The sequence below is a fragment of the Arenibacter algicola genome (assembly GCF_000733925.1).
GTDB lineage: Bacteria > Bacteroidota > Bacteroidia > Flavobacteriales > Flavobacteriaceae > Arenibacter > Arenibacter algicola.
In genome coordinates, this window is the sequence record NZ_JPOO01000001.1 from 128,996 (window position 1) to 154,231 (window position 25,236).

At 40.7% G+C, this 25,236-nt stretch carries 19 protein-coding genes; 4 read left to right on the forward strand and 15 right to left on the reverse strand.

Translation table 11 applies throughout. The features are described from left to right. Positions 1 to 108: 108 nt before the first annotated feature. The 9 genes from U735_RS0100505 to U735_RS24325 form a co-directional block, all read right to left on the reverse strand. Positions 109 to 1,386, reverse strand: a complete 1,278-nt coding sequence (locus tag U735_RS0100505; RefSeq protein ID WP_031441951.1) for a DUF3570 domain-containing protein — start codon at positions 1,384 to 1,386, stop codon at positions 109 to 111. A gap of 6 nt (positions 1,387 to 1,392) precedes the next feature. Beyond that, entirely contained in the window at positions 1,393 to 1,602 is a 210-nt protein-coding gene (locus tag U735_RS0100510) for a DUF4266 domain-containing protein (protein WP_031441952.1), read from the reverse strand. A 4-nt stretch (positions 1,603 to 1,606) separates the two neighbouring features. Continuing rightward, positions 1,607 to 2,596: an FAD:protein FMN transferase gene (locus U735_RS0100515; RefSeq protein WP_051891801.1), complete on the reverse strand. Its 990-nt coding sequence runs from the start codon at positions 2,594 to 2,596 to the stop codon at positions 1,607 to 1,609. Continuing rightward, positions 2,593 to 3,027 carry a thioredoxin family protein gene (locus tag U735_RS0100520; protein WP_031441954.1) on the reverse strand — a complete coding sequence of 145 codons (435 nt, stop codon included), beginning with the start codon at positions 3,025 to 3,027 and terminating at the stop codon, positions 2,593 to 2,595. The genes U735_RS0100515 and U735_RS0100520 overlap by 4 nt, the downstream gene beginning before the upstream one ends. A gap of 152 nt (positions 3,028 to 3,179) precedes the next feature. Further along, positions 3,180 to 4,055, reverse strand: a complete 876-nt coding sequence (locus tag U735_RS0100525; RefSeq protein WP_232233137.1) for an alpha/beta hydrolase — start codon at positions 4,053 to 4,055, stop codon at positions 3,180 to 3,182. 735 nt (positions 4,056 to 4,790) lie between these two features. Beyond that, entirely contained in the window at positions 4,791 to 7,088 is a 2,298-nt protein-coding gene (locus U735_RS0100530) for a glycosyl hydrolase family 95 catalytic domain-containing protein (protein WP_031441956.1), read from the reverse strand. Positions 7,089 to 7,105: 17 nt separating this feature from the next. Then, the gene (locus U735_RS0100535) at positions 7,106 to 9,916 is read right to left on the reverse strand and encodes an NPCBM/NEW2 domain-containing protein (RefSeq protein WP_083260562.1); all 2,811 of its coding nucleotides are present in this window, start codon (positions 9,914 to 9,916) and stop codon (positions 7,106 to 7,108) included. Positions 9,917 to 10,298: 382 nt separating this feature from the next. Then, complete coding sequence (locus tag U735_RS0100540; RefSeq protein WP_031441958.1) at positions 10,299 to 11,135, reverse strand: sugar phosphate isomerase/epimerase family protein; 837 nt, start codon at positions 11,133 to 11,135, stop codon at positions 10,299 to 10,301. Between the two features lie 13 nt (positions 11,136 to 11,148). Beyond that, positions 11,149 to 11,877 carry a phytanoyl-CoA dioxygenase family protein gene (locus U735_RS24325; RefSeq protein ID WP_031441959.1) on the reverse strand — a complete coding sequence of 243 codons (729 nt, stop codon included), beginning with the start codon at positions 11,875 to 11,877 and terminating at the stop codon, positions 11,149 to 11,151. 85 nt (positions 11,878 to 11,962) lie between these two features. Between U735_RS24325 and U735_RS0100550 the strand changes: the two genes are divergently transcribed. Continuing rightward, a complete protein-coding gene (locus U735_RS0100550; protein ID WP_031441960.1) occupies positions 11,963 to 12,826 on the forward strand; it encodes an AraC family transcriptional regulator in 864 nt (287 codons plus the stop codon). 23 nt (positions 12,827 to 12,849) lie between these two features. On the opposite strand, the gene U735_RS0100555 is transcribed toward U735_RS0100550, so the two are convergent. From U735_RS0100555 to U735_RS0100580, 6 genes are all read right to left on the reverse strand, one after another. Then, positions 12,850 to 13,836, reverse strand: coding sequence for an ISAon1 family transposase (locus tag U735_RS0100555; protein WP_051891802.1), 987 nt, complete (start codon positions 13,834 to 13,836; stop codon positions 12,850 to 12,852). Then, a complete protein-coding gene (locus U735_RS0100560) occupies positions 13,817 to 14,176 on the reverse strand; it encodes an ISAon1 family transposase N-terminal region protein (protein ID WP_031441962.1) in 360 nt (119 codons plus the stop codon). Before U735_RS0100560 ends, U735_RS0100555 begins: the two co-directional genes overlap by 20 nt. 720 nt (positions 14,177 to 14,896) lie before the next feature. Then, the gene (locus tag U735_RS0100565; protein ID WP_031441963.1) at positions 14,897 to 16,405 is read right to left on the reverse strand and encodes a RagB/SusD family nutrient uptake outer membrane protein; all 1,509 of its coding nucleotides are present in this window, start codon (positions 16,403 to 16,405) and stop codon (positions 14,897 to 14,899) included. A 19-nt stretch (positions 16,406 to 16,424) separates the two neighbouring features. Then, a complete protein-coding gene (locus U735_RS0100570) occupies positions 16,425 to 19,832 on the reverse strand; it encodes a TonB-dependent receptor (RefSeq protein ID WP_034247929.1) in 3,408 nt (1,135 codons plus the stop codon). A gap of 118 nt (positions 19,833 to 19,950) precedes the next feature. Then, positions 19,951 to 21,198 (reverse strand): FecR family protein, encoded by a 1,248-nt coding sequence (locus tag U735_RS24835; protein WP_051891803.1) that lies wholly within the window; start codon positions 21,196 to 21,198, stop codon positions 19,951 to 19,953. A 99-nt stretch (positions 21,199 to 21,297) separates the two neighbouring features. After that, on the reverse strand, positions 21,298 to 21,888 hold the full coding sequence (locus tag U735_RS0100580; RefSeq protein ID WP_031441966.1) for an RNA polymerase sigma-70 factor: 591 nt from the start codon (positions 21,886 to 21,888) through the stop codon (positions 21,298 to 21,300). Between the two features lie 225 nt (positions 21,889 to 22,113). Between U735_RS0100580 and U735_RS0100585 the strand changes: the two genes are divergently transcribed. The 3 genes from U735_RS0100585 to U735_RS0100595 all read left to right on the forward strand — a co-directional run bounded on the left by U735_RS0100585 (position 22,114) and on the right by U735_RS0100595 (position 25,231). After that, positions 22,114 to 22,980 (forward strand): AraC family transcriptional regulator, encoded by an 867-nt coding sequence (locus tag U735_RS0100585; protein WP_031441967.1) that lies wholly within the window; start codon positions 22,114 to 22,116, stop codon positions 22,978 to 22,980. A gap of 103 nt (positions 22,981 to 23,083) precedes the next feature. Then, positions 23,084 to 24,406, forward strand: coding sequence for an L-fuconate dehydratase (locus tag U735_RS0100590; RefSeq protein WP_031441968.1), 1,323 nt, complete (start codon positions 23,084 to 23,086; stop codon positions 24,404 to 24,406). A 48-nt stretch (positions 24,407 to 24,454) separates the two neighbouring features. After that, positions 24,455 to 25,231 carry an SDR family NAD(P)-dependent oxidoreductase gene (locus U735_RS0100595; protein ID WP_031441969.1) on the forward strand — a complete coding sequence of 259 codons (777 nt, stop codon included), beginning with the start codon at positions 24,455 to 24,457 and terminating at the stop codon, positions 25,229 to 25,231. Positions 25,232 to 25,236 lie beyond the last annotated feature (5 nt).

A 25,236-nucleotide genomic window follows, 5' to 3' on the forward strand; every position in this document is an offset into this window, starting at 1 on the left:
AGTCCCCACCCTAGGCCTCCCCAAGGAGAGGGAAACCTTGAGGCGTTTTTATGGTAATTATACAATATAAGGAACGTCAGTATATCCTGTGTGGTTTGTCACCAAATCCTAGTCCATGATAAACTTGGCTCCCAATTCAAAAATACTGGCGCTTAAACCGGTTGTTCTTTCATATTGGTTGAACCTAAAGCTAATGCTCTTTAAACCGAATTTCCATATTTTGCTCTGGGTAAAAATATCCTTGTAGGTAATGCCGAAACCGTATTGATTACTATCAAATTCGGACAGGTCATAATCAGAGGTATAGTACTGGTAGGTTGATAATGCCGTTTCCTTGGCGTAAAAATAATCGGAGGCTGTTTGTGTATAATAGCGGTACATGGGATATACCGTAAATTTTTCCGATATTTTTATGGGTATTTCCAAACTTCCTGTATAAGCGGTAATCCCCCAGTCGTCATAATAGTATCTGAAGTAAGCGCGAAGGCTCATTTGATCGTTCAGGTAATACGCAAGCCTGCCTCCAACAGGGATTTTAAACCTGGAAGAAGGCAATAATTCAACATTATCCGCCAATTGAAAATCTTCTATAAAAAAGTCGTTCCTATCCTGTAAATATACCCTTTGGTGCGGGGTGGAAAGTAGTCCGTCCTGAAGAACAAAATCTAGCGACAGGGACGCTTGGAAGCGTTTGCTTATGATTTGGGAAAAATTGAGGGAAAGGGAATAAGAATTTCGGTTTAAGTCGTTAAACTCGTTAAATAATGGAGAATAGGTGCCCGTACCAGTAATTCTATTATCAAAAAAACCGTCCCGTAGTTCAATGGGGTATTGCGGATTATAGGTATCCAAATATACCTGCCCGCTAATACCAAGTTCTGTATTTTTTTCGTTCATGAGATGGGTATAGCCCCCTCCGAAACCAATGGAAAAGTAATCGTATTCGGCAGATACGGCTATATTACCGCTTAGGATTTTATTTCTGTCCTTGGAACTATGTATAAAGGTAGGGTGAAAATAAGTGAGGGCATCACTTCGGGAAGCGCCCGAAGATTCCACCCAGGGACTAGCTGTTTTATTCCCGTCGAAAGGGTTGATATTACTGGAGGAGGCGGAGGTATAGGCAGATATTCCTGCATCCAGACTTAGTACGTTATCTTCCCCTATAGGGATGCTAACAATAATCGTAGGGGTCATATCCGTTAATTTTTCCGTTCCTTCCCCGCCGGTTACAGCGGCATTGTCTCCGTCCTGGCTATAATAACTATACAGCAATTCTACCTCCGGGGTTTCCAATACTTTTTTTATATACTCTTGATTATTGCCTTGGGAGAATCCGCCCCAAGAAATCAACCCGAAAAATATTATAAATCCTATTCCTTTCATTCTATTTTAATTGCATCCGCACCCACCACCTGTTTTGCCTCCATTGGCACCTGCAGCGGCTTCCCGATATATGTGAAAATTGGTTTCGAACCGCTCCAAGCTTTTGGTAGCCAGGTTCATTTCTTCATCGTTGAGGTATACCTTGTCGTATTCCCTTACCGCAACACATGAGGATAGTGATAAAATGCCAATAAAGAGTATGATAAATTGTCGCATAGTGCTATTGGGTTTTGTTAAGTTGAATGTTTTCAGAAGTGTGTATATGATTGTGATCATCAATAATAATGCATTCCACCCCTTTAATTTGGTTTATCATGTTAAGTCCCGTTTCCGCTCCGGTAATAAAAACCGAGGTGGCCAGTGCATCACACAATTCAGCACTAGGGGCAAAAATGGTAACACTAAGGACGCCTGTAGAGGGGTAACCGGTCCGGGGGTCAATAATATGGCTATATTTTATCCCATTAAAAGTGACATATTTTTCATAATTACCGGAGGTGGCTACAGCCGCATTTACTACAGGGAACCAGGAGAATATGTTGTCTTTGTTAAGAGGGTTGGTAATGCCCACCATCCAATCGGTTCCATCGGGTTGTTTTCCCCAGGTGGTCAGGTCCCCCGAAGCATTAATAATTCCGGACTTAACACCTTCGGCTTTTAGCATACTTCTTACCTTATCGGCGGCGTAGCCTTTTCCAATGGCACCAAAACCTATTTTCATACCCTCCAACTTTAAAAACACCGTTTGTGACTTCTTATCGAGCACAATATTTTGGTAGCCTATCTTGGCAACAGAATTTTCTATGGCTTCTTTAGTGGGCATTTCGGTCATGCTGCCGTCGTATTTCCAAACTTTATCAATTGAGGCATAGGTAATATCGAAGGCACCGTCGGTAATTTTGGAGACGGTGATGCATCGCTCAATAAGGTCTATTAATTCCTGATCAACTTTTACCGGATTTACACCTGCATTATTATTGATTTTGGAAGTTTGTGAGGAAGGGTTCCATGAGGAAATCAAGTTTTCTATTCTGGTGATTTCTTCAATGGCTTTATCTATATAATGGTCAGCGGTAGCTTCATCTTTTGCAACTATAGTAATATCGAACCTACTTCCCATTAATTTTGTGGTCCGTCTATGTGCTATGTCCTGAGCAAAAACGAAACATGGGATTATAAATGCAATTGCGAATAATAATGGGTTTTTCAACCTTCAAACGATTTTAAAAGTGCAATATATTCCTTAACGGATATATTTTTGAATCCAGTTTGGCCCAGGATATTCCCACTGGCATCCAATACTAGGACCAAGGGGAAGTATCCGTTTTTATTATACTTTTCTGCGAGTTGGGCATTTTTAGTCTTTTGTTCCTCTGGGAGCTGGTTGGCTTTTTTTCTTGGAAAATCTGCTCTGAGCATTGTCCAATGGCCTTTAGCATAATCTTGAAATTCAGGGGACTGCCAAATACTCTTGTCCAATTTAATGCAGGGGGCACACCAATCGGAACCAGAAAAGACCAATACGATATTTTGATGTTTTTCTTTTGCGAGGGCAGCTGCGTCCGACCAATTACTTTCCCATTTTTGAGCGCTTAGGAAACTTGACAAAAATAGGGCCATTATTAAAGTCCACTTCTTCATTACAGAATGTTTAAGTGATAAAAATATAGCTTTTGGGTATATCAAAACATGATAACTATCAGTACATTTTGTCGGGCATAAATTAATTCCTTACAACTTTATATTAATCAAATTACGGTAAATGAATGATTCGTTTATGTAGGGATAGGGGATTATTTTTTTAGGTTAGTTAACCATCCTAACCATTGTTCGGTCCAGCTAGCCAAATGGGCTTCTTGTAGTCCCAGGGCAAAACCGTGACCACCGGTTGGGTAGATATGCATTTCGGTGGGAACCTGGTTCTTTACCAATGCCGTATAGAATAGAAGGCTATTCTCTACGGGTACTGCTTTATCATCTGAAGCGTGCAGTAAAAAAGTGGGAGGGGTATCTGTAGTTACCTGTAATTCGTTGGAGAAATGATCTACCATTTGTTGGGTAGGATTTTCTCCCAGCAAGTTTTTTCTGGAGCCTCCATGGGTATTTGGTTCCCCCAAGGTAATTACGGGATAGGCCAAGGTCATAAAATCTGGGCGGGCACTAAGTTGGTCAATATCATCCTGCTTGGCATACACCACTTCATTATAGTGTGTTCCCAGGGTGGAAGCTAAATGTCCACCGGCCGAAAAGCCAATTATACCAATATTATTGGGGTCAATATTCCACTCCCCGACCTTGGACCGCACTGTCCTTATGGCCCGCTGGGCATCCTGTAAGGGTACCTTGTGTTTTTCTGTGACCGACTTGGAATTGGGCAATCTGTATTTAACAACGATTCCGGCAATGCCTTTGCCATTGAGGAATTTTGCAAAATCGGTTCCCTCCCAGTCATAGGCCAATATGCCGTAACCGCCTCCCGGAAAAATCAACACTGCCTGCCCCGTGGCTATTTTTTTGGCGGGTAGATATACCTCAATTTGAGGGACCTGCACCTTGGCTATCCTTACAATGTCAGCGCTTACTACCTCCTCTTTTTCATCTGTTTTGATGGAGTTGGGAATATCGTTTGGCCAAAGTGGTAGTACGGTATTTTGTGCGAAAGTGGTCATAGAAAATAAACAGCTAAAAAGGAAAAAGAATGGTTTCATCTTAATTTTTGAATAGGTTGATACGGTTAAAGATAGAAAATATCGATCAACAAAAAAGTTTAATGTTTTCAGGCTCATTATAGTCTCAAAAATGTGCTCCTAAAAGTTATTTTTGCCTTTATAAGCCCTGTTTTTCAATAACTATGAATTATTAATTTTTATTTTTTGATACATATTAGTGATATGTAATTTTTTAAAGAACTGATAATAAGCGAGTTATAGTTATGTAGTGTTATGGCGTTATTAAGGCAATGGGATTTTTGAGAAAGTTCAATGAAAGAGGGTCACCTCAGGTACTTCGACCTTAAGTAAGAAACCGAAGTTTCAACAATACCTCAGAAATAAAAATGACATGGGCTAAATATTACAATTGGCTAATCTGAAGGCTTACTGATACCCGTAAAATAGAAATGTCACTACCTAAATCGCATATATAGCTCCCGACCGCAGGTGCGACCTCCCTCTATGGCTATCGGGAGTTGTAAAAGAACAATTTATTTCTTTGGATAGACCTATTTCTGTACCCATAAATGTACCCCTTCCGTCTCCTCAGCCATTGGCTGAAGATCCACCTTCCCCTGCCTAGGGGAAGGAGCCTTATTTTAGGTCCTTTTATTCCATGTTGGACCTATACTACTGGTGTAGACCTTTTGGATAACTCTGAGTACCGCATTTGGTGCAATATGGCTTATTGCATCATGGCTTTAGCCATATTTCTTGACCGGGTTGGGTTTCAATTATCAATATATCGCCATCCCATTGGGCGTTAACTTCATCTTTAATTGAAAATTCCTTATTTGAAAAGGGATTCATAAGTCGGACCTCCCCGCCTTTTTCAGAAACGATCTTTACCCATTTTAGCTTCCCGTCCTGTTTTTGAGCGGAAAGCAAAAAAGCACCTTCTGTCCGTAATTTGCTAAATCCAACGTTTTTCCAATCGGTGGGAATGGCAGGAAAAAGCCGTACTGTTCTGGTGTGACTCTGTATCAGCATCTCCTGTAGGCCAGCAGCAAAGGCAAAATTGCCTTCCAAGGTAAATGGCCTATAGGTAAAATTCGATTTTCCGGTACCCGATTGGTCGCCGTTAACATGAAAACTATTGGGTAGTACAAAGGAGGTGGCAAAATCCTTTAATGCTTTTGCAGCTCCTTCCCCATCAAAAGCCCGTGCTTTTAGATTTCCCAGCCAGCTAAAGGAATAGCCTACCCATTGACCGGAACCAGTGGCATCCAAGTGTGCAATGGTTTTTTCTATGATCTCCATATCCTTTGAGCCGTTTGCAGGGTCTATTAGCCCTAGGGGATGAATGGCCATTAAATGGGAGAAGTGCCGGTGCGATTCGTTAAAAGGTAGGCTAGGGGAGAACATAAGTCCATGTTCATTCACAGCATAATCCGGCCATTCTTTTAAAGAAGCTTTCCATTGGTCTGCTTCCTTCTTCAGCCCAAGCTCCAATGCCAGTTCTGCCGCATGTGAATAGGTCCATTTAATCAGGGCAAGGTCAAAATTGGTGATATCAGCAAACCAGGCCTCTCGGGAATTGTTGTGTATCTCAGGGCTTGAACTCAATGGTAGTTTTCTTTTTCCATCCTCCCCCAAAACCGACAATTCATTAAAATGAATAGCGACCTCCTTGATCCACGGATAGGCCTCGTTCTTAAGGAAATCACGATCCATGGTATAGCGCCAATGCAGATAAAAATGTTGCCCCAACCAAGCCCCTACCGTTGGGCCGAAGGAATATTGGATCCAACCGCCCATGGGGTCTCCCGTTAGAGTGGTAACCCCGGGTACATTAAGTCCGTTAGTGCCGTAGAAATCTTTGGTATATTTTTTAAAAGTAGGCTTGTATTGGGTAAGCCAGTCCATAAAACCTTGTTCCAGATCCAGATGGTTTCCGGAATAGGTGGGCCAATAACTTAATTGTGTATTAAGATCATGATGGTAGTCGCCTTTCCAGGGTGGTAATTTGCCATTATCCGCTGTCCATACACTTTGCAGGGATATGGGCGGCGCCCCTTGTCTGGCTGCCGATCCCAACTTGTACATTTCCATATACCATTGATTCTGCAATACAGGGTCCGGAACTCTAATAGTAGATTGGTTCCAGAATGAATTCCACCAAGCCTTATGACTTTCCATAGACGATGCCATTCCTGACTGAAGCGCTTTTATTACTACTTGTTCTGCAGTTTCATTGGGTACTTTTTCCGAGGTTTGTGAGCTTATGCTCCAGCTTCCCTGTATTCCTTTTGGTGTAGGTTTCCACTGGGTGTGTACCTGAAATTTAAAATCGGACCAACCTTTCTGATCATAGGTAATAATATGGTCATTTTGGGTAACCCTGCCCCCATCATAATTTAACCTTCGAAGATCTTGCCCTGTTACGGGGTCGTTGGCACCTTCTTGTTTCACCGATACATAGGCAGGTGGAATTATGCTGGGATTCAAATCTCCGCTAACGTTTTCAAAGGTATACCAGCCCAAAGGTTCAGTGGCATGGACAAAGGTTTTAAGTATGGCGCCATTCTTCCATTTTACTTCGCAAATTGCTGAATCCACATTCAGTTTTACAGATGCTACCTCTCCCAATCCCTTCACGTCAAATTCCAAGGCACCTCCGGGAATTTTGGAAGGTGCAGGTAATTGGTCATAGGGTACATCATAACGGTCCTGTACATTTTTATAAGTGTCTTTTTCCCATTGCTCCTGTACCCAATCAAAACCGTAGTTCGGGAAATCTAGATTTTCCATGGGACGGAGATCCCACAGATCCGCTCTGTCCAAGGATAATCGCAGCTTTCCGTCATTTTCCCAAACCAAGGCTCCCACAGTTCCATTTCCCAAGGGAATAGCTTCGTCCCAGCTATTGGCCAACTTATCGAACTCCAGTTTGTATTTAGGAAGTCGGTCGAGTTCCAGTTCGTTTCTTTCAGATTCGCAACTCCATAAGCTGATAACTATGGCCAGGAGGCATATTGTTTTAGCTTTCATGTGTATTGTTTTATTGTTCAATAAATTACGAACCAAGTACTATCATTGGCAGGAATTTCCACTTTTAGTTCCACGGAATAATCCCTTGCCAATTTAAAGTCGGTTCTTTTTCCTTCTTTTTCCTGAATACTTACCGTATCGGTATGTCCAGTATAATATAGGGGAAGTTTTATGGTTTGGGTCAAGGTCTCGTTGGTTGGGTTAAAGAACAAAGCCATCCCTTTTTCATTCAATTCCGGGTCAACGTGCATAATTCCATCAATTTCCCTTCCGTTGGCCCTTTTTAAATGGAAAATAGGTGCGTTAAGGATGTTCCGGTATTTCTTGTACCAATCTACGACTTCAATTACCGTTTCCTTCGTTTTTGGGGTGTCATATAATCGCGGTCCCCTATAGCAGGCTTGTACTCCCATCCCGTAATTCTGCACCATATGTGCCTTATATGCGTTTAAATGGGTGTCCAAAGGCTCAATTGTAGCCTCCGCTCCCCCGCCATGATATTCGGTAAGGGGCACAAAGGTCCAGCTCATACTCGGAAGTCGGTCATAAGTACCATCGTACATATTTTGTCTCCCGAGCACCAATTGACGTTCTCGGGGTAGGGACCAATTGACTTCCCTATATCCAATACCGTTTTTGGTACTGCCACTAAGATAATACCAATCCGGGATATTTAGGGAAATTCCTTTTTCGTTGCACCACTTGTAGAAATCGGTAATTCGTTTCCAAGATTTCCATTGGGAATCTTCTACCCCTTTGTGGCCTACATGTGCTGTTGAGGCACATAATTGACCCGGGTAGGAACCATCGTGTTCCAAAAGGTCAAAACCTGTTTTTTCGAAGAAAGTCCTCAATTTCTCAAAATAATCTATTCCCCATTGGCTGTTTAGGCAGGGCGAACTCCCGTGAATTACGCCACCTCTCTTGCCGGTTTCTATATTAATTACGTCTACTTCCTCACTTATCCACCTACTGGACAACAAGGAATATCCACCCAATTCTATGCCCTTGGAGTGTGCGTAATCTGCCAAGGCCTTGAATTTGCTTGTATTGGCATCGGATAGGTCTTCCATATTCAAGCCACTGCCAAAACTTAAAATGACCATTTCATAGCCTGTTTCCGCACATTGGTCAATAGCTGTCCTTACTTTAATGTCATCGGTGGTGGTCAGATGTAAAAATAAGGGATTTTCTGTAGTCCAAGGGGCTATTAACTTATACATGGCATTGGTATATAGGCCCTTACGCTGCTTGTCGTGACTGTCAAAAGGCATTTCCCAGATTCTGAACGATTCAAAATTGGTATCTGGGGAAATGGTTTCACTGGGTCCGATCGGTAATTTACATTCCAATAAACAGGGAGTTGATAATAAATAACTGGCCTGTGAAGTATAGCGTGTATCTTTTTCCCAGTGGACAACTTTATTCGCATTTTTCATGGACATGGAATGAAACTCAAAATCGCTTTCCACATGTATGTTGGGAGTTTCCCATCCTTTTTGTTTTTCTACAGCGCTTTCGGCCTCCACCATGGCAAGGATTTCGCTCTTAAAATTATTAAGAACAACGGACTTGTTTCCACGGTTATCAATGGTGAACCATTTGCTTATCAAAGGAATGCCATCATAGATTTCATAATGTACCTTCACTTCCAAATCTGGAAATTCCGGATGGGCATATGAAAAAGAAATTTGTTTTCCTTTGGTCGGTGTCTTGGATTTGGAAGACCATCTTTTGTTGGGCCATTGGATACGTTCCTGTATGTCATCAACAATAAAGTTGGTTAGTTGAAATGATCCGGCCGGACTCCACATTTGGTCCAACCATTCCTTTTTTAAATAACCGTATTCAATTTGGCCGTCCAAGCCTCCAACTGTGTATTCCGCACCGTCTATGGTAAGCATGGCCTCCGGGCTCACCCCTCGCAAGAGCGATTCTCCATTCACCAGATTTTTAAATTCGACCGTGGCACAATTTGGAGTAAGTCGGAAGGTTCTACTGATGAAGCCGTTGGAAATTACAATCTCCTTTTCATTGGCCTGTTTATAAACAAGTGATGGTAGATCTACTTTCTTTATTAACCAATCAGTATTTACCCCATTTTCATATACTTTTTGGCCAAGGGGCAATTTTTGAATGAGAGGTTTTATGTGCTTATTAAAAGAGGTATCAACGGTTTTTAATTTATTGAAATAATCGGCATCTACCAATTGGGGTTTGAAAGTGCCGTAATGTATAGTGGGCTCGGCCCAAACGGCATGGTCGCCAGACATACCATCGCCCATATCCTCCACGGAGAGCTCCAAGACCTGAATTCCTGCGATGTCTAAATTTACGTCAATAGCCTTGCTGCCGCCGCTAATTCTTTTGCTTTGCCACAATACTTTTCCATCTCCCTTTATTATGAATCTCACACTGCCTTTGTCCATGGTATCCGCTGAATTGGCTACCCCTACAAAAGTCTTGATATCGTTATTTAGGGTATAGAAAAGTTTATTGCCATCACTTAGGGTATTGAATTCAACATCCTGTGGAAAGTCCTGCTTATCCTGTATCCCTACTCGAGTGCGAAATCTTTGGCTCTTGCCGCCCAAGAAGAAAAATAACTTACTCCCGGACAGGGTTCCAATTCCCTTTTTAAAAGGTTCACCCCCTATTTGTATGGGCAGTCCGTTTATGGCCTTGTCTTTTTGGGCTGGCCACCAGGCCTGTTCCGGTTTGTCAACATCCAAGTCGGATAGGCTCAAAGTGCCTTTTTCGGAATGCTGTGCATGGGTGGTTATGGAGAATAACAAGAAAAGTGGTAAATATATTTTTAGGAATTGCATTGGGATTTATATCTTAATTATGGTGTTTTTAAGTTCTTATGGTACAAGAAAAATGTATTTTTAATAACAGAGATCTCCTAGAAGTTGGTTGGCAATTGCCGACTTATAGGTTTTTAAATTTAGTAACTATTTGTATTTCGGTGAAAATTCCGCTTTACGTCCTATTAAAAATATTAACTATTTGTTAAGTCACTATAAATATATCGACCAATAACGATTTCGAATGGCTTAGTAACGGAATATTGGCAATTGTCCTTGGATTATGAAATTTGGGCTAGTAGAGGGTTAACGAAGTATGTTACTGTTTTCGTCTTTATAGGTTGGTTTGGGGTAGTTTTTTTTCGTTCAGTTAAACGAGAATTTTAAAAAATGTTTGGAATTACTATGGGCATATAATCTTTGGAATATGCTTCACGGATTGGGCAAGATGATTCTTGATAAAATTATTAATTTCCCATTGATCTCCCAGTGGCATTCTAGTGTTGGCCTTGTATATGGAATAGGGGTGTGGACCATATTCAGGGGTGATGGTTATATAGGAGCGTTTTTTTTCCAATGCCTTTGCGATCATAAAACCCCACCATTCGGTAAAGCGTTGCAGCTCAGTTTTATAATTCCTGTCCCTAGGATCTATGACCTGCGGACTCTGGGCCGACCCTACCCTTGCATGAATGTGATGAGTGTGCTCAATGGCTTTTTCAACCGCATAGGCCTGATTTTCAAGTAAGGATTCGGCAACGCAACACCAATGGGATAGATCCGAAGTGAGTTTCAGAAAAGGAAATTCCTCCAAATACGATAAACAGACATGGGCAGCAAAGGAAAACCTGGAGCGGTGGGTTTCGTGGGTAATGGTAACTCCGGATTCCAATTCTATTTCATGGGCCGTTTCAATTAGGGCGGAGTTTTGGCGGCGGGTAAAGAAGTCCATGCCAGTATGCGAATTCACGAATAGGGGGCTGGCTTCCACAAGGTTGTGCAAATGCCTTTTGTACTGTTCTTGATGCTTGGTAAAATTTACCTCCTTGGTTTCCCAATGTTGTGCTACAAAATCCAGTTCCAAATCCTTCAGCATGGAACATATTTCGTTCTTTTTAATGCTTTCTAGGGGAAGGTCTATTTCTACACCTTGATAGCCGGCTTTTTTTATATTGTTTAAAAAAACGGGCCAAGGTATTTCAGAACTTCCCCAACGTGGATATATAAATTTAATTTGCACGCATTGTATTGTTTTAATTTCTCTGTTTTCTTTCCCCGGTATGATCTACCCCTTGTTCCCTTTCAAATTCTATCATTTTTTTGGGTCTAAAGTTTAAAATTAAAGCTCTTCTTTGGGTATCGGTAGTGTTGCCCTGGCTAAAATGAAGCGTAAAACCATCATGAAAAGTACATCCACCAGGATTTAAGGGAATACTTAAGGCATTTGAGCTGTCGGTTTCGCAATATAGTGCTCCCCCATTGGGCAGATTTTTGTGGGGTAGAATGGGTTTGCCATCAGTTTTGGGGATAAACCACATACATCCATTTTCCTCAAATACCTTGTCCAACGCAATCCAACAACTAGCCGATCTTTTGTCGGGCATTGCAATCCAATAGGCAGCGTCTTGATGCCATGGAGTTGGGGTATTGGTATTGGGGGCCTTGTTGATCATCATGTCAAAATCCAGTTCCATATCCTCCCCAAGTAGAACTTTTGCCCATTGTTCCGCTTTTTTATAGGCACTGTTTTTTATAAGTTCCTTGGCTATGGTGCTAGGTCTCATAATTTGGGTAATACGCTCCACCTTTTTGTCTTCACTAGTGTCCGCACCGGCAAGGTCACTTCTTAGGTGGGCGGTTTTAACTTTGTCTTGTAACAATTTATCGTATATAGTCCTAAGGGTGTCCACTTCCTCTGCTGTTATCAATTGGTCTATTTTAATAAATCCATCATTAATGAACTTTGATCTTTTGGTTTCCATTGTGAAATGTTTTAGGCTTCAAAGATTTAGTTAAAATACATAAATATCTATCAATTTTGTACTATATTACTTTTTTATACATTATATGAAGGATTTTGGTAATCAGGAAAGAAGGGTGTTCAATTTAAAGGATTATGGTATTAAAAGGGGATTGGCCTTTGGGCATTATCGTTATAAACAGGTAAAACCGGGTCTTGAGAACCATCAGCATATAGGAGCCTTGGAAATTTGTTATTGTATGAAGGGACAACAGCACTATAAGATGGGGGAGCAGTTCTATGAACTTAATGGCAATGATATTTTTGTAGTGCCACCAAACGCCATGCATAGTACAGGAGAGTTTCCGGAAGATAAGGGGGAATTATTTTGGATCCAATTGCTTGTGGACAGTTCAGAAGGGAAACTTTGCAATATGCCCAATAATCAATCTGATTTTTTACTCGCTGCACTTCTGGATAAATCCCAACATGTTTTCAAGGGTTCCTTTCAGCTAAAATTTATTCTGGAAAAATTGATGCTTCAGCTGGAGAACTTCGATACCTTATTGTCCAAAATAATGGTGGATCAATTGATAGTCCAATTATTGTTGGATACGGTTATACTTTGCAATAAACCCGAACAAAGTCCGCCTTTGGTAAAACTGAATGAACTGGACAGGTTTATACATAAGCATCTACATAGGATGATTTATGTTGATGAAATGGCAAATTTGGCAGGGATGTCCGTGGGGTATTTTAAGTTTTGGTTCAAATCCAAAACGGGGATGCCGCCGAGGGAATATGTGAACCGACTAAAGATTGAACAGGCAAAATTAGATCTGCTTACTTCCAAAAGGGTTACTGAGGTGGCATTTGGATTGGGCTTTGGCACCTCGCAATATTTTGCCACTACATTTAAGAAGTTTACGGGTACTACACCCAAATCCTATAGAAGTTTGCAAAGGGAATAATGGATCATGACCAATTGTTGTGTTTATGCAAAAATTGTGGTCAATCTATAAAGGAAGAATTCTACATTTTTCACACCTCTAAACTGAGCTCTAAAAGCTTTTATTTTAGCATTAAATGATTCAGCGGATGCGTTTGTACTTCTATTTATAAAATAGTTTAGGATCGATCTATAATTGAGGGATATAGTGTTGGCAATTGTATTGAAGGCCCTGAAGCCCGTGTTTTCTACGTCCTTGTACCAATGTGCCAGCTTTGTATATGCTATTTGTATAGAAGTTGCCGTATTGAATATGTTCCTTAGCCCCTGTACCAGGTCGAAGGCGACCTTTATATCGGGATATTGATCGAACAATATTTTGCTTCTTTCGGATTGGTTTTGCGTCCAATTGTTTGGCGATTTATAAAGGAGGTATCTACTTCTGGCCAATAGCTGTTTCCTTGTGTCCCCATTGCTGAACTCTTTTGGGGCGAATGTTCCGTTCTTTGCCCTTGCCTGTTTTATCTGTTCGTTCTCCTGGTCTATGGCGTCCCACCTGTGCTTGATCCTGATATCCTGAAGGGCTTCCAGTGCAAGTTTCTGTACGTGGAACCTGTCCGTCACCTGTATCGCTTTTGGGAAGCATTGTTTGGCGATGGTCTTCATGGAGTTGGCCATATCCAGGGTAATTTCCTTGACCTCGGATCTTTTCTTGGCCGATATCTTTAGCAGTTGCTCTATGATCGGCCCCACCTTGGTGCCGGAGAATATGGCCACTATAGCTCCTTTCTTGCCCTTGGCCTTTTTATTGGTGATAATGGTATAGAGTTCCCCCTTGGAGAGGGCCGTTTCGTCAATGGACAGATAAGGTCCTATATTCTCAGGAAATATGAGCCACTCCTTGGCATGTGGTCTCTCCTTCCATTGTTTGAACTCGCTTAAGTAATCACGAAACTGTCGCTGTAGTCTTTTGCCGTTGACCCCATAAAACCCGCCAATGGTATGACAGTCATTAGCTTTGGTACTGACCAAGTACTTTTAAAAAAGCAGCGAACTCTACGGTCATACGAGTCCCCTGTGCCACTAGATCCCAATCTCTTTGCACGGCCTGGCCCGTGGCCCTGTCCAGCCAACGGCGCCGCTTAATATGGAGATACACCGACTTTCCCCGTAATGGAAAGTCCTGGACGACGATCTCTTTGTGAAAACCATGGGCTATTAAAGTGCGATGCCTTTCCTCTTTAGGGGTATCCTTTTTTTCTTCAAAATAAAAATGAAGCGTACCACCTTCTGTTTTATGGGCGACCAGGTCGAAGTGGGTTATTAATAGTTCGGGCAGTATAAGCTTTAATAGGTCTATAGATAATTCCAATGTTGATCGTTTTTTTGCAAAGATCTTATTCTATTTTCATTTCACACACAACTTTTGATCTTGATCCGGAATAATGGTGCATTGATTTAATCTTCAAGCTACTTCAAAAAAAAATCCGGAACCTTAGCGGTATCCGGATTTTTCAAAACTAACTCAACTCAATTTTTAATCAGGTTAATTTAGAGGAACATGAAACGAACCTGACTTTTTAAAAACTCTAATATTTTATCAAAAAAATTCTTTAATGAAATCTTATGCAAGATAATATGTTAGTCCCTTTTAAGCTACCAATTTCCTGACAAACACTGGTACTTTTTTTGCATTTTATGCTTTATTAGTATGTTTGGGGTATATATTTTGAAAAAAGTAGGAAGAACATTTTTTAATGTTATTTAAAGCAATTAGTGGTTCTATGGGCCCTACGGCCTAGCTCAACCTTCATTTGAGAAGGTCCATGCATATGTTCTATGAAAACGTAGCATATGGGAAGTAAATAAGGTTTGGGGTAGATACCGGCTATTGGGAAGTTTTAAGGCTGTAAAGTAGGGCTTGGCCAAACTAACTAAGGGTTGGGGGGGTTTTAAAGTACTTGTTAAAAGTATAACCCAACCTTGATCGTATTAGGTATAATAAACAAAGACACGGGTGGAAATTTCCTGCCCGTGTCCTGTTTAGTTACTTTTTTAATGAACCTTTTGGGTTTTCAAAAAAGTGTATTAATTAGTATCCTGTATTTTGTACTAGATTAGGATTGTTCTGCATTTCAGATGTTGGTATCGGAAACAAAAGTTCCCTTGCCGTTAGTGCCTTATTTGGCAAATAAGAAAAGTTATGCCCAACAAAATCTTCCAATACATTGGTTTCAGTGTTATATGCTTTTCTCCATCTTACCATGTCGTACCATGTCTTATTTTCAAAACTCAGCTCATGAATGCGCTCTATTCTTACCGCTTCTCTAAAAGCATCTTGCGAAAGACCGGTCAAGCCCGCAAGTTCGGCACGATCTCTGACCAGATTTACGGCGTTATATGCCTCAGTTGAAGGTCCGCTTTCCGCTTCGTTTGCTGCTTCCGCATACATAAGCAATACATCGGCATAGCGATATAGGCACCAGTTTAAATCTGATTGGGCGCTTCCTTCGTTCGCTTCAATATCAAAATGTTTAAAGATATATGGCGCTCCCAGGTTAACACTGCTGTTGCGATCGGCCTCCAATGAATAGCTCGTAAAATAGAACTGTTTTTCTTCTGTTCTTTTGTCGCCCACCTCGTAGGAGTCTACAAAGGCATTTGTAGAAAAGATACCCCCAGTTTGAGCCGAATAGGCCGAAATTCCCAAGTTATATGGTAAAATTCCTGGCTGCCAGTTACCTGATTGAATACCTGCTGCAAATTGCGTCATAAAGATGTATTCACCAGTGTTTTTGGTTGCAGGATCATGCAACTCGTCATAGGTATCGAAAAGAGCAAACTGGTCCGAATCCATGACCTCTTTGGCCTTGGCAGCGGCAAGCGCGTAATTTTCTGTTTTTTGGAGCGGGTAGCCAGCCATGGTCAAATATACATCTGCCAATAAGGTTTTAACTGCGCCCAAAGAAACTCTGCCCGATGGAACTCTCCAAGCTAGGCCAGCACTTTCAGCTTCTGTAAGATCGCTTACAATTAGGTCATAGACCGCTTCTGGCGAAGATTGTTCAGGGTACAATTGCTCAGAGCCCAAATCTACCGAATTGGTGATGATAGGAATGTTTCCGAACATGCGTACCAGGCCAAAATAATAGTAAGCCCTAAAGAATTTAGCTTCCGCCAAATACTTTTGCTTTAGCGCTTCGTCCATATTTATTTCAGGGATTTTTTCAATAGCCAAGTTGGCCCTTGAGATACCTAAGTAATATCCGGTCCAGAAACTGTTTCCATATCCATTGTCCGAGTTATTAATTAAATCCTTTACCAAATAAATGTTGGTAGCTTGCCCTAGGGAGGTATTGGCCAAGCCCGTAGCGAACTCGAGCATCATCCATGTGCCTCCGCCAAAACCACTATTGGTAATTGAAACCAATGGTTCATATGCCCCATTAACGGCACTCTCGGCATGTGCAGCCGTGGTAAAGTAGGTGTCCGTTGTGAAGTTGGACTCATCTTCTTCATCCAAAAAATTACTACATGCCGTTATACTTGAAACTGCGGTTACGACGGCTATAGCTCTTATAAAGTTTCTATAGATTTTCATTTTTTTATCTTTTATATGGTTATAGTCCAACATTTAATCCTATCATAAAGGTTCGAGGTCTCGGATAATCGTAAAGAGAGAATCCTTGATCGAAAGCTCCACCACCATTCGAACTTTCTGGGTCATACCCTGGATATTTCGTTGCTACAAAAAAGTTCTGCACCGAGGTATATACCCTAAGACGATTTAAGTGTAAACGCTCCACCAATTCAGGTTTGAAGACATAGGAAAGCATCAGGTTTCTTCCCCTTAAAAATGAAGCATCCTTTAATTTTCCTGAATCGTTATTGGTATCGTATCCAGCGGCAATTGGTCTTATCTGGGCAATATCGGTATCTTGATTGTCCGGAGTCCACGCATTTAAAACCGTTGCGAAGCTGTTGGCAATTGTCTGACGGTCTTCTGCAGAGTGTTCGTCACGGTACATTACACTATTGCCGTATTGAAACTGCAGGTCTACCAGTAGCTCAAGATTGCCATATCTGAAGGTGTTGGAAAAAGTTCCAAAACCGTCGGCAATACCTTTCCCGATGATGGCACGGTCATCACTGTTGATGGCCCCATCATTGTTAAGATCACGGTATTTGATATCACCTGGCAATCTGTCATAGATAGCTGCCTGAGCGGCTTCATCGGTGTTCCAGGTACCCTCATCAATATATCCGAAGAATGTACCTACAGGTTCTCCAACACGGATCAATGTAGACCCCAAGAAAATATCGGAACCACCTGAAAGTGCAGTTACTTCGTTTTTGTTGATTGAAATATTGAAGTTACTGTTCCATCCAAATAGTTCATTATCAAAATTCACAGTATTCAAATTAATTTCAATACCCTTGTTTTCCAAACTTCCAACGTTTCTAAATACATTGGTGAAACCACTTGAAGACGGAACCGGAGCATTAAGGAGCATATCGGAAGTCAACTTTCGGTACACATCAAGCTCTAACCCGATACGATTATTAAAAAGACCCAATTCAACACCGGCATCTACCTGTTCCGTTTTTTCCCATTTCAAATCTGGATTGGCCATACGACCTGGTACAGTATAGGCGGAGCGGGCTCCATTAAAAATTACAGAACCATTGGACAAGCCGGCCAATGCTTGGTAAGCTGGTAATTCAGAGTTACCTGTTGCACCGTAACTGGCTCTAATTTTAAGGTTGGAAATGGTTTCGTTCTCTGAGAGAAAATCCTCTTCGGAAGCCCTCCAGGCCAATGCGGCCGATGGGAAAAAGGCAAACTGATTTTCCGGTCCAAATTTAGAAGATCCGTCAGCCCTACCTGTAAGTGTCAACAAGTATTTGTTCATGTAGTTATAGTTGACACGCCCAAAATAAGAGTTTAGCCCGTAAGCAGTTTTGCTCGAAGTCGGCGTCTGGGGGTTAGACCCTGCACCCAGATTGTTAAAACCGTAAAAGTCATCGGCAAATCCTCGTGTAGATGCCCTTGAGCCAAACTGATCAACATGTTGCCAGGAAAGACCTGCCATAGCTGTTAATGAATTATTGCTGTCAAAATCTTTGTTATAGGTCAAATAGTTTTCAAATTGCCAAGAATTATAACGGGAGTTATCTACATAGGCGGCACCATCGGGCATGGCTATATATCTTAAGTCCTTACCTCCATAATAATCGTTTCTTTGGTTAATGATATTGGTTCCTATAGTAGTGCGTAATACCAGGTTTTTATTGAATTCAATATTTCCGTAGAAGCTACCCAAAACGGTCTGGGTCTTAAGGAAATATCTACGATCGTTCGCAACTGCCACTGGGCTACCACCACCTTCCATTCCTGGATAGTGTATGTTAGATCCCCAGGTGCCATCTTCGTAACGGACCGGTATAATAGGTAGTGCTTCATATACTTGACGCATTGTAGTGATACCACCACCACCTAGTTGGTCTATTTGCTTTTCGTTTTGGTCGTTGTAGCTAAGGCTACCTCCAACTCTTAACCAGTCGGTGACCTCGGTATCCAAAGTAAATCTACCTGAATAACGTTTCAACCATGATTCTACGATAAGTCCCTCTTCATCCCTAAAGCCCATAAATAGGCCGAAATTGGATTTTTGGTTACCACCGGTAAAAGAAAGTTGGTGATTTTGGGTAATTGCGTCCCTAATAGCTTCATCCTGCCAATCGGTATCATAAAGTGGGTTGCCATTGGCATCAAAAAGTCTTGGGTCGGTTCTCTTCAATCTTGGGTCGGTATATCTACCTCCTGCCCAGCCTTCCGGGTCAAATTTTTCAGCATTGGCATATGCGATTTCCTCAACACGAAGAAACTCTTCAGAATTTAAAAGATCAAGTTTTTTAGGCAAGGTTCCTATGCTGAAATCCACATCATAATTAAGACGGGTTTCTCCGGTAGTAGTTCCTTTTTTGGTAGACACAAGAATTACACCATTGGCGCCTCTGGCACCATAAATGGCCGTTGCGGAAGCATCTTTTAAAACTTCAATAGATTGGATATCATTTGGGTTCAGGTAATCTATCGGGGTACTACCGTTAGGTAAATTGGCCGCATTTAGGATTACACCGTCTATAACATAGAGTGGTGTATTGGCGATACTTACCGAGGTATTACCACGGATTCTTACTACGGTTCTTCCACCTGGTCGTCCAGAACCGGAAGTGATGTTTACACCTGCTACCTTACCGGCCATTGCCTGGTTCAAGGAAGCCGCCGGTCTTTCCGCCAATTCTTCGGACTTAATGGAGCCTACTGCCCCGGTAAGGTCACTTTTCTTTTGTGTACCATAACCTATCAATACCACCTCATCCAATCCTGCGGCACTTTCTTCCAAACTAACGGAAATTGAGGTTTGTCCATTAAGAGCTACTTCTTTTGAAGCAAATCCAATATAGCTTATAACCAGTGTAGCATTTTCATTGGCTACATCTAGGGTAAAGTTACCGTCGAAATCTGCGGTAACCCCATTGGTGGTTCCTTTTTCCACAATGTTTGCCCCAGGCAATGGATTGCCGTCCGCATCGGAAATAGTTCCACTTACGCTATGTTGGTCAATGGTAGTTTCTACTGGGACAACGGAGTTGTCCAGCTTACCCGTTTTTAAAATGATCTGCTTGTTCTTAACGGTAAAATAGACATCCGTTGCTTCAAATATCCTATCCAAGATATTTGAAATTGGTTCTTTATTCACATTTACGGAAACAGTTCTCTTTAAATTCACCTTTTTATGGTTGTACAGAAACCTAAAATCCGACAAGGATTCTATTTCTTCAAAAACCTGTTGAACGCTTACGTTATTTAGGTTTAAGGTGATTTTTGTATTCTGGCCATAGGTGTTGGCCTGAATTTTAAAAAGAAAAACTATTAGTAATAAGGTCGTTAGTTTCATCTTTAAATGATGTTTGCTTAGCCAATCCGAATGGAAAGGCCCTACTAAATTTAATTTTTTCATACTTTTGTAAAGGTTTGGTGATTAAACAATCGTTTGTTTATATCACTTTCTTATGCCGGGGAATGCGCCAACATTTTCCGGTTTTTTTGTAAAAGTGATACGTTTAGTGCTCATGTTTTCAGTTAGTTTTCATTGGCATCTTCTTTAAGTTAATATTAGTATCGAGTATTATAATTTTGGAGCCTTCGTGTATATATTCAAAGTGGGTGTCTTCTTTAAAGGCTTCCAAGATTTCTTCAATAGTCTCATTTCTAAAAGTGGCCGTGTATATTTGGTTTGCCAATCGGCCGCTTCTATCTTCGATGGTAATGTTGAAATGACGTTCCAATTTTGATCGAATGCTGTAAAAAGGGGAGGCCTTGAACAAAAGATACCCGTCTTTCCATGCCGTATAAATGTTGGTATCTACCTCTTTTACTGTCATCGTATTATTGATCTTGTTCCATTCTGCCATTTGACCAGGTACCAGTTGGGAGGAAGTATTTGTATTTATGTCGGCACCTTCCTTGTAAAGGACCACGGCACCTTCCACCAACACGGTGCTGATGTCCTCATCTTCGGGATAGAAGGAAAGGTTAAATTGCGTACCCAAGACCCTTATGTTCATTTCGTCCGCATTTACTATAAAAGGATGTGCCTTATCTGTGGTAACGTCAAAGTACGCCTCACCTTTTAAAAAGACTTTCCTGTCTTGTCCTTTAAGAAAACGGACCGGATATTTGATGGAGCTTCCGGAATTTAATTTTACTTTGGTGCCATCGGACAGGACAAGGTCAAACTGTCGCCCAAATGGTATGTTAAGGGTGTTGTAAACTAATTTGTTTTGATCTTCGGCAGCTGTATATTGTAGTGTGTTTCCCTGCTGTGAGGCAACCAAATTTCCGTTGGTAGTGGTAATTTTTCGCTCCCCGTTTTCAGAAATGGTTTCAATAGTGCCATTGTCCAACTGCAATGTAATAACGCCGGAATTCGGGTCGTTTTCAATAGAAATTGGCACGGTCGATGTTACTACTGTATTTTGGTTGTAAAAGTAAACGCCCGCCAGCAATAAAAAGGTAGCAGCAATTCCGGACCAGAATCCAATATTAGGGTGCGGTAAAAAAGTTCTAACTTTTTTTTTCTTTTCAATGTCCTCTATTTTGAATAGTATTTTCTGTAACAAAACTTCAGAATCCCCTTTTATTCTTTGTTTAATGGGCAAGTTTCCTGTTTTTACATTTTCCCAATGCTTGGCCAATATGTTATTCTTAACATCATCCGGATCGGAACTATTAATAAGCTCCATTAAACAATCCAATTCCATTTCGGAAATGGTATTGTCCACCAATTTTTGGAAGAGCTTATCCAATTTGTTCTCGTTGTGCATCTAGAATATTTAATAGCCTTATTATGGGCTGTATAAGTAATACACCTCAAAAATGCAAAAGTCCCAAATTAGGAGTGTTTTTTTTACGATATAGATAAATTATGCCGTAATCAGGAGGATTGTTAGAAAAAAATATATGGTGTCCACCATATGTGGTTTTAGTTCTGTCCTGATAATTTGTAGGGTTTTCCACAGATGGTTTTTCACTGTTTTCTGGGTTATTCCCAAAAGATCGGCTATTTCCTCATTGCTTTTTCCCTGTTGTTTGGACAAAATGAAAATGCTGCGTTTTTGAGTAGGGATATTTTCTAGGATATCGTTTACCAAATCTTCATATTCGGCAAGAAGAATACTATTTTCCGTTTCTTCGTTTAAGGAACTAATGTTTTTATAGTATTCCTTTTTTAAGGATTCTTGGCAGGCAATACTCCTTAAATAGTTGTAGGTTGAATTTTTTGCAATAGTAAAAAGAAAGGCATCGAAGGAATGACTTAAATCTATGGTTTCTTTTTTTGTCCAAATCTTTATAAATACTTCCTGTAGTATTTCCTCTGAGGCATAATCCGATTTCGTAATGGAATGTATGAAATAATACAACCTTTTTTCATACATTTCAAATATGGTCTTAAATGCCGCCCTGTTTCCTTTAATCAAGGAAGCAATTAATTGGTCTAAGGGTTGTCCTGACATTTCGTGAGCAATTAAATGATTTGAGTATTATTTAGAATAATGTAAGGTGCTTTATTTCTTGGAAAAAAATAACCTCCTAAAGCTAACGTCCGAAAATAAGATGTAATTTCTTTCAATTCAACTAAAAATTACACATTTAGCAATACTTTTTTTGCCAATTCCTTATCCGTATAAAAAAAGATGTATATTTAAAATCTCAATTGTGTCTTTTGTTATTTATTTTTTATGAAATTACACCTTCTTAATAGGGCCAGTTTACAGAACAGTTCCTTTACAGTAACACATAACAAGTATTCCCATTTTTTAAAAATTTGGCATTACCACCCGGAATTGGAATTGGTTTACATTGCCGAAAGTACAGGGACCCGCTTTATTGGGGATGGAATTGAGAAATTCTCCGAAGGGGATCTCGTTTTAATCGGTAAAAACCTTCCACATATGTGGCTCAATGACGAGGTTTATTTTGAGGCTGATTCGGGCCTGATCTCGGAGGCAATTGCCATACATTTTAAGGAAGATTTTTTAGGGTTGGAATTTCTAAATGCCATAGAAATGAAACCAATACTTCAATTGATCAAAAGGGCTGCCCAAGGAATTAAATTTTCCAATATTGAGGCTAAGCTTATTGAAAAAATTAAGAAACTTCATAGCCACGAACCTTTTGACAAAACTATAAAGCTTATAGAAATTTTGCACAAATTGGCAAATCATGAAGAGTATCAGTTATTGTCAAGTCCAGGATTTCTAAATTCCTTTAACAAGACGGATAATAAAGGTTTGGACGAAATTTATGAGTTTGTCTTTAAAAATTTCAATCAACCTATCGGCTCCAAAGATGTGGCGGAGATAGCCAAAATGAACCCTTCTGCCTTTAGTAGGTTTTTTAAACGTATCCACAGAAAGACATTTACCCGTTATTTAAATGAGATTCGAATTGGATATGCCTGTAAATTATTGATAGAGAATAAGAATAACATTACGCCGGTCTGCTATGAATCCGGGTTTAATAACATCTCAAATTTTAACAGACATTTTAAGTCCATAACTGGGATGTCGCCCTCCGATTATATTAAACTTCATACTCAAAATTGACAAAAACTTTATTATTAGCAAAAAAAGTATTTAAAATGGTGCTTCTTGTGGTTGTTAGAGAAAAGGTTTGCTGTTAGTTTTGTTTGGATTAATATTATAAATAATGAACAACAAAATTATAATTACGGATGTTCTGGTAAAAGACGTCCGATTTCCTACCAGTAAGTCACTGGATGGATCAGATGCAATGAATCCGGATCCCGACTATTCCGCGGCCTATGTAATACTAAAAACCGACCATCCGGACGGACTGGAAGGGCACGGATTAACCTTTACCATTGGTAGGGGAAATGAATTATGTGCAGCGGCCATCCATTCATTGGCGCCCTTGGTGAAAGGAAAATCTTTGGAGAGTTTTACGGCAAATATGGGAGCATTTTGGAAGATGATCACCGGGGACAGTCAACTGCGTTGGTTGGGTCCTGAAAAAGGTGTCATCCATTTGGCTACAGGTGCTGTGGTCAACGCCGTTTGGGATCTTTATGCCAAAGTGGAAAAGAAACCTTTGTGGAAACTATTGGCGGACATGACACCTGAAGAATTGATTTCCTGTATAGATTTTACTTACATAACGGATGCCATTACCCCTGTAGAAGCTTTGGAACTTCTTAAAGGCAAGGCGGCCTCCAAGCAGGAACGAATAGATAATCTTTTGAAGGATGGATATCCTGCATATACCACATCTGCCGGATGGCTTGGTTATTCGGATGAAAAAATGAGGAGACTTTGCAAAGAAGCCAAGGCCTCTGGTTTTAAGCATATGAAAATTAAAGTAGGGTCAGATTTAAACGATGATATGCGGCGTGCGGCAATAATCCGTGAAGAGATCGGTACCGACTTAAAACTCATGATGGATGCCAACCAGAAATGGGATGTGGATGAGGCCATTGCCAATATGGCGGAGCTTAAAAAGTTTGATCCATGGTGGATCGAGGAGCCAACCAGTCCTGACGATATTTTGGGCCATGCTAAAATAGCAAAAGCCGTTCATCCCATAAAAGTGGCTACGGGAGAACACTGTCAGAACAGGGTTGTATTTAAGCAATTAATGCAGGCCGATGCCATTGGTATATGTCAGATAGATAGCTGCAGGGTAGGAGGGGTAAATGAAATATTGGCCATCCTTTTAATGGCTGCAAAATTCAATATTCCTGTTTGTCCACATGCCGGGGGAGTTGGACTCTGTGAATATGTGCAACATCTGTCCATGATAGATTATATTGCCATTAGTGGCTCTTTGGAGAATAGAATAATAGAGTATGTGGATCATTTGCACGAACATTTTTACGACCCAGTGGTAATAAAAAATGGGGCATATATGCCACCGTCCATGGCCGGTTACAGCATAACTATGAAAGAGCAATCTTTAGAGGACTATAGCTTTCCGGATGGTGTAATTTGGAAGGATGAAGTAATGGCCAAATAATAGGGAAAAAGTATAATACTTAATAAGATAAATAACCTAAAGAATAATATGTCACTTTTTAGTCTAGAAAACAAAACAGCGGTTGTTACCGGTGGTGCCAGTGGTATTGGTGAAGCTATTTCCAAGGCATTTGCAGGCCAAGGTGCCCATGTGCACATCTTGGAATTTAATGCGGAAAATGGAGAACGTGTTGTTGGGGAAATAGAAGCCAAGGGCGGAAAGGCCAATTTTCACGCTTGTGATGTTTCCAATAACGCTCAGGTAGCCGAAATAATCTCCGCTATTGGTGCCAAGAATTATATCAATATTTTGGTAAACAATGCCGGGATAGCCCATGTGGGAAATTTAGAAGGTACTGCCGTAGACGATTTGGATCGTATTTACAATGTAAATGTCAAAGGGGTCTATAACTGTATGCATGCCGTTATATCCAAGATGAAGGAGAAAGGTGGGGTAATTTTAAATATGGCATCCATTGCTTCCTCTGTAGGTATTTCGGACAGATTTGCCTACTCCATGTCCAAGGGGGCGGTGCTTACTATGAGCTATTCTGTAGCAAAGGATTATTTGGATGAGGGTATTCGTTGCAATACTATTTCTCCTGCCAGGATTCATACACCTTTTGTTGACGGATTTATTAATAAAAACTACCCTGGTAAGGAAGCGGAAATGTTCGAGAAATTATCCAAATCCCAACCAATTGGCAGGATGGGCAAACCCGAGGAAGTGGCAAACTTGGCAGTTTATCTCTGTTCGGACGAGGCTTCCTTTATAACTGGAACCGATTTCCCAATTGATGGAGGGTATATTAAATTAAACGGATAGGTTTA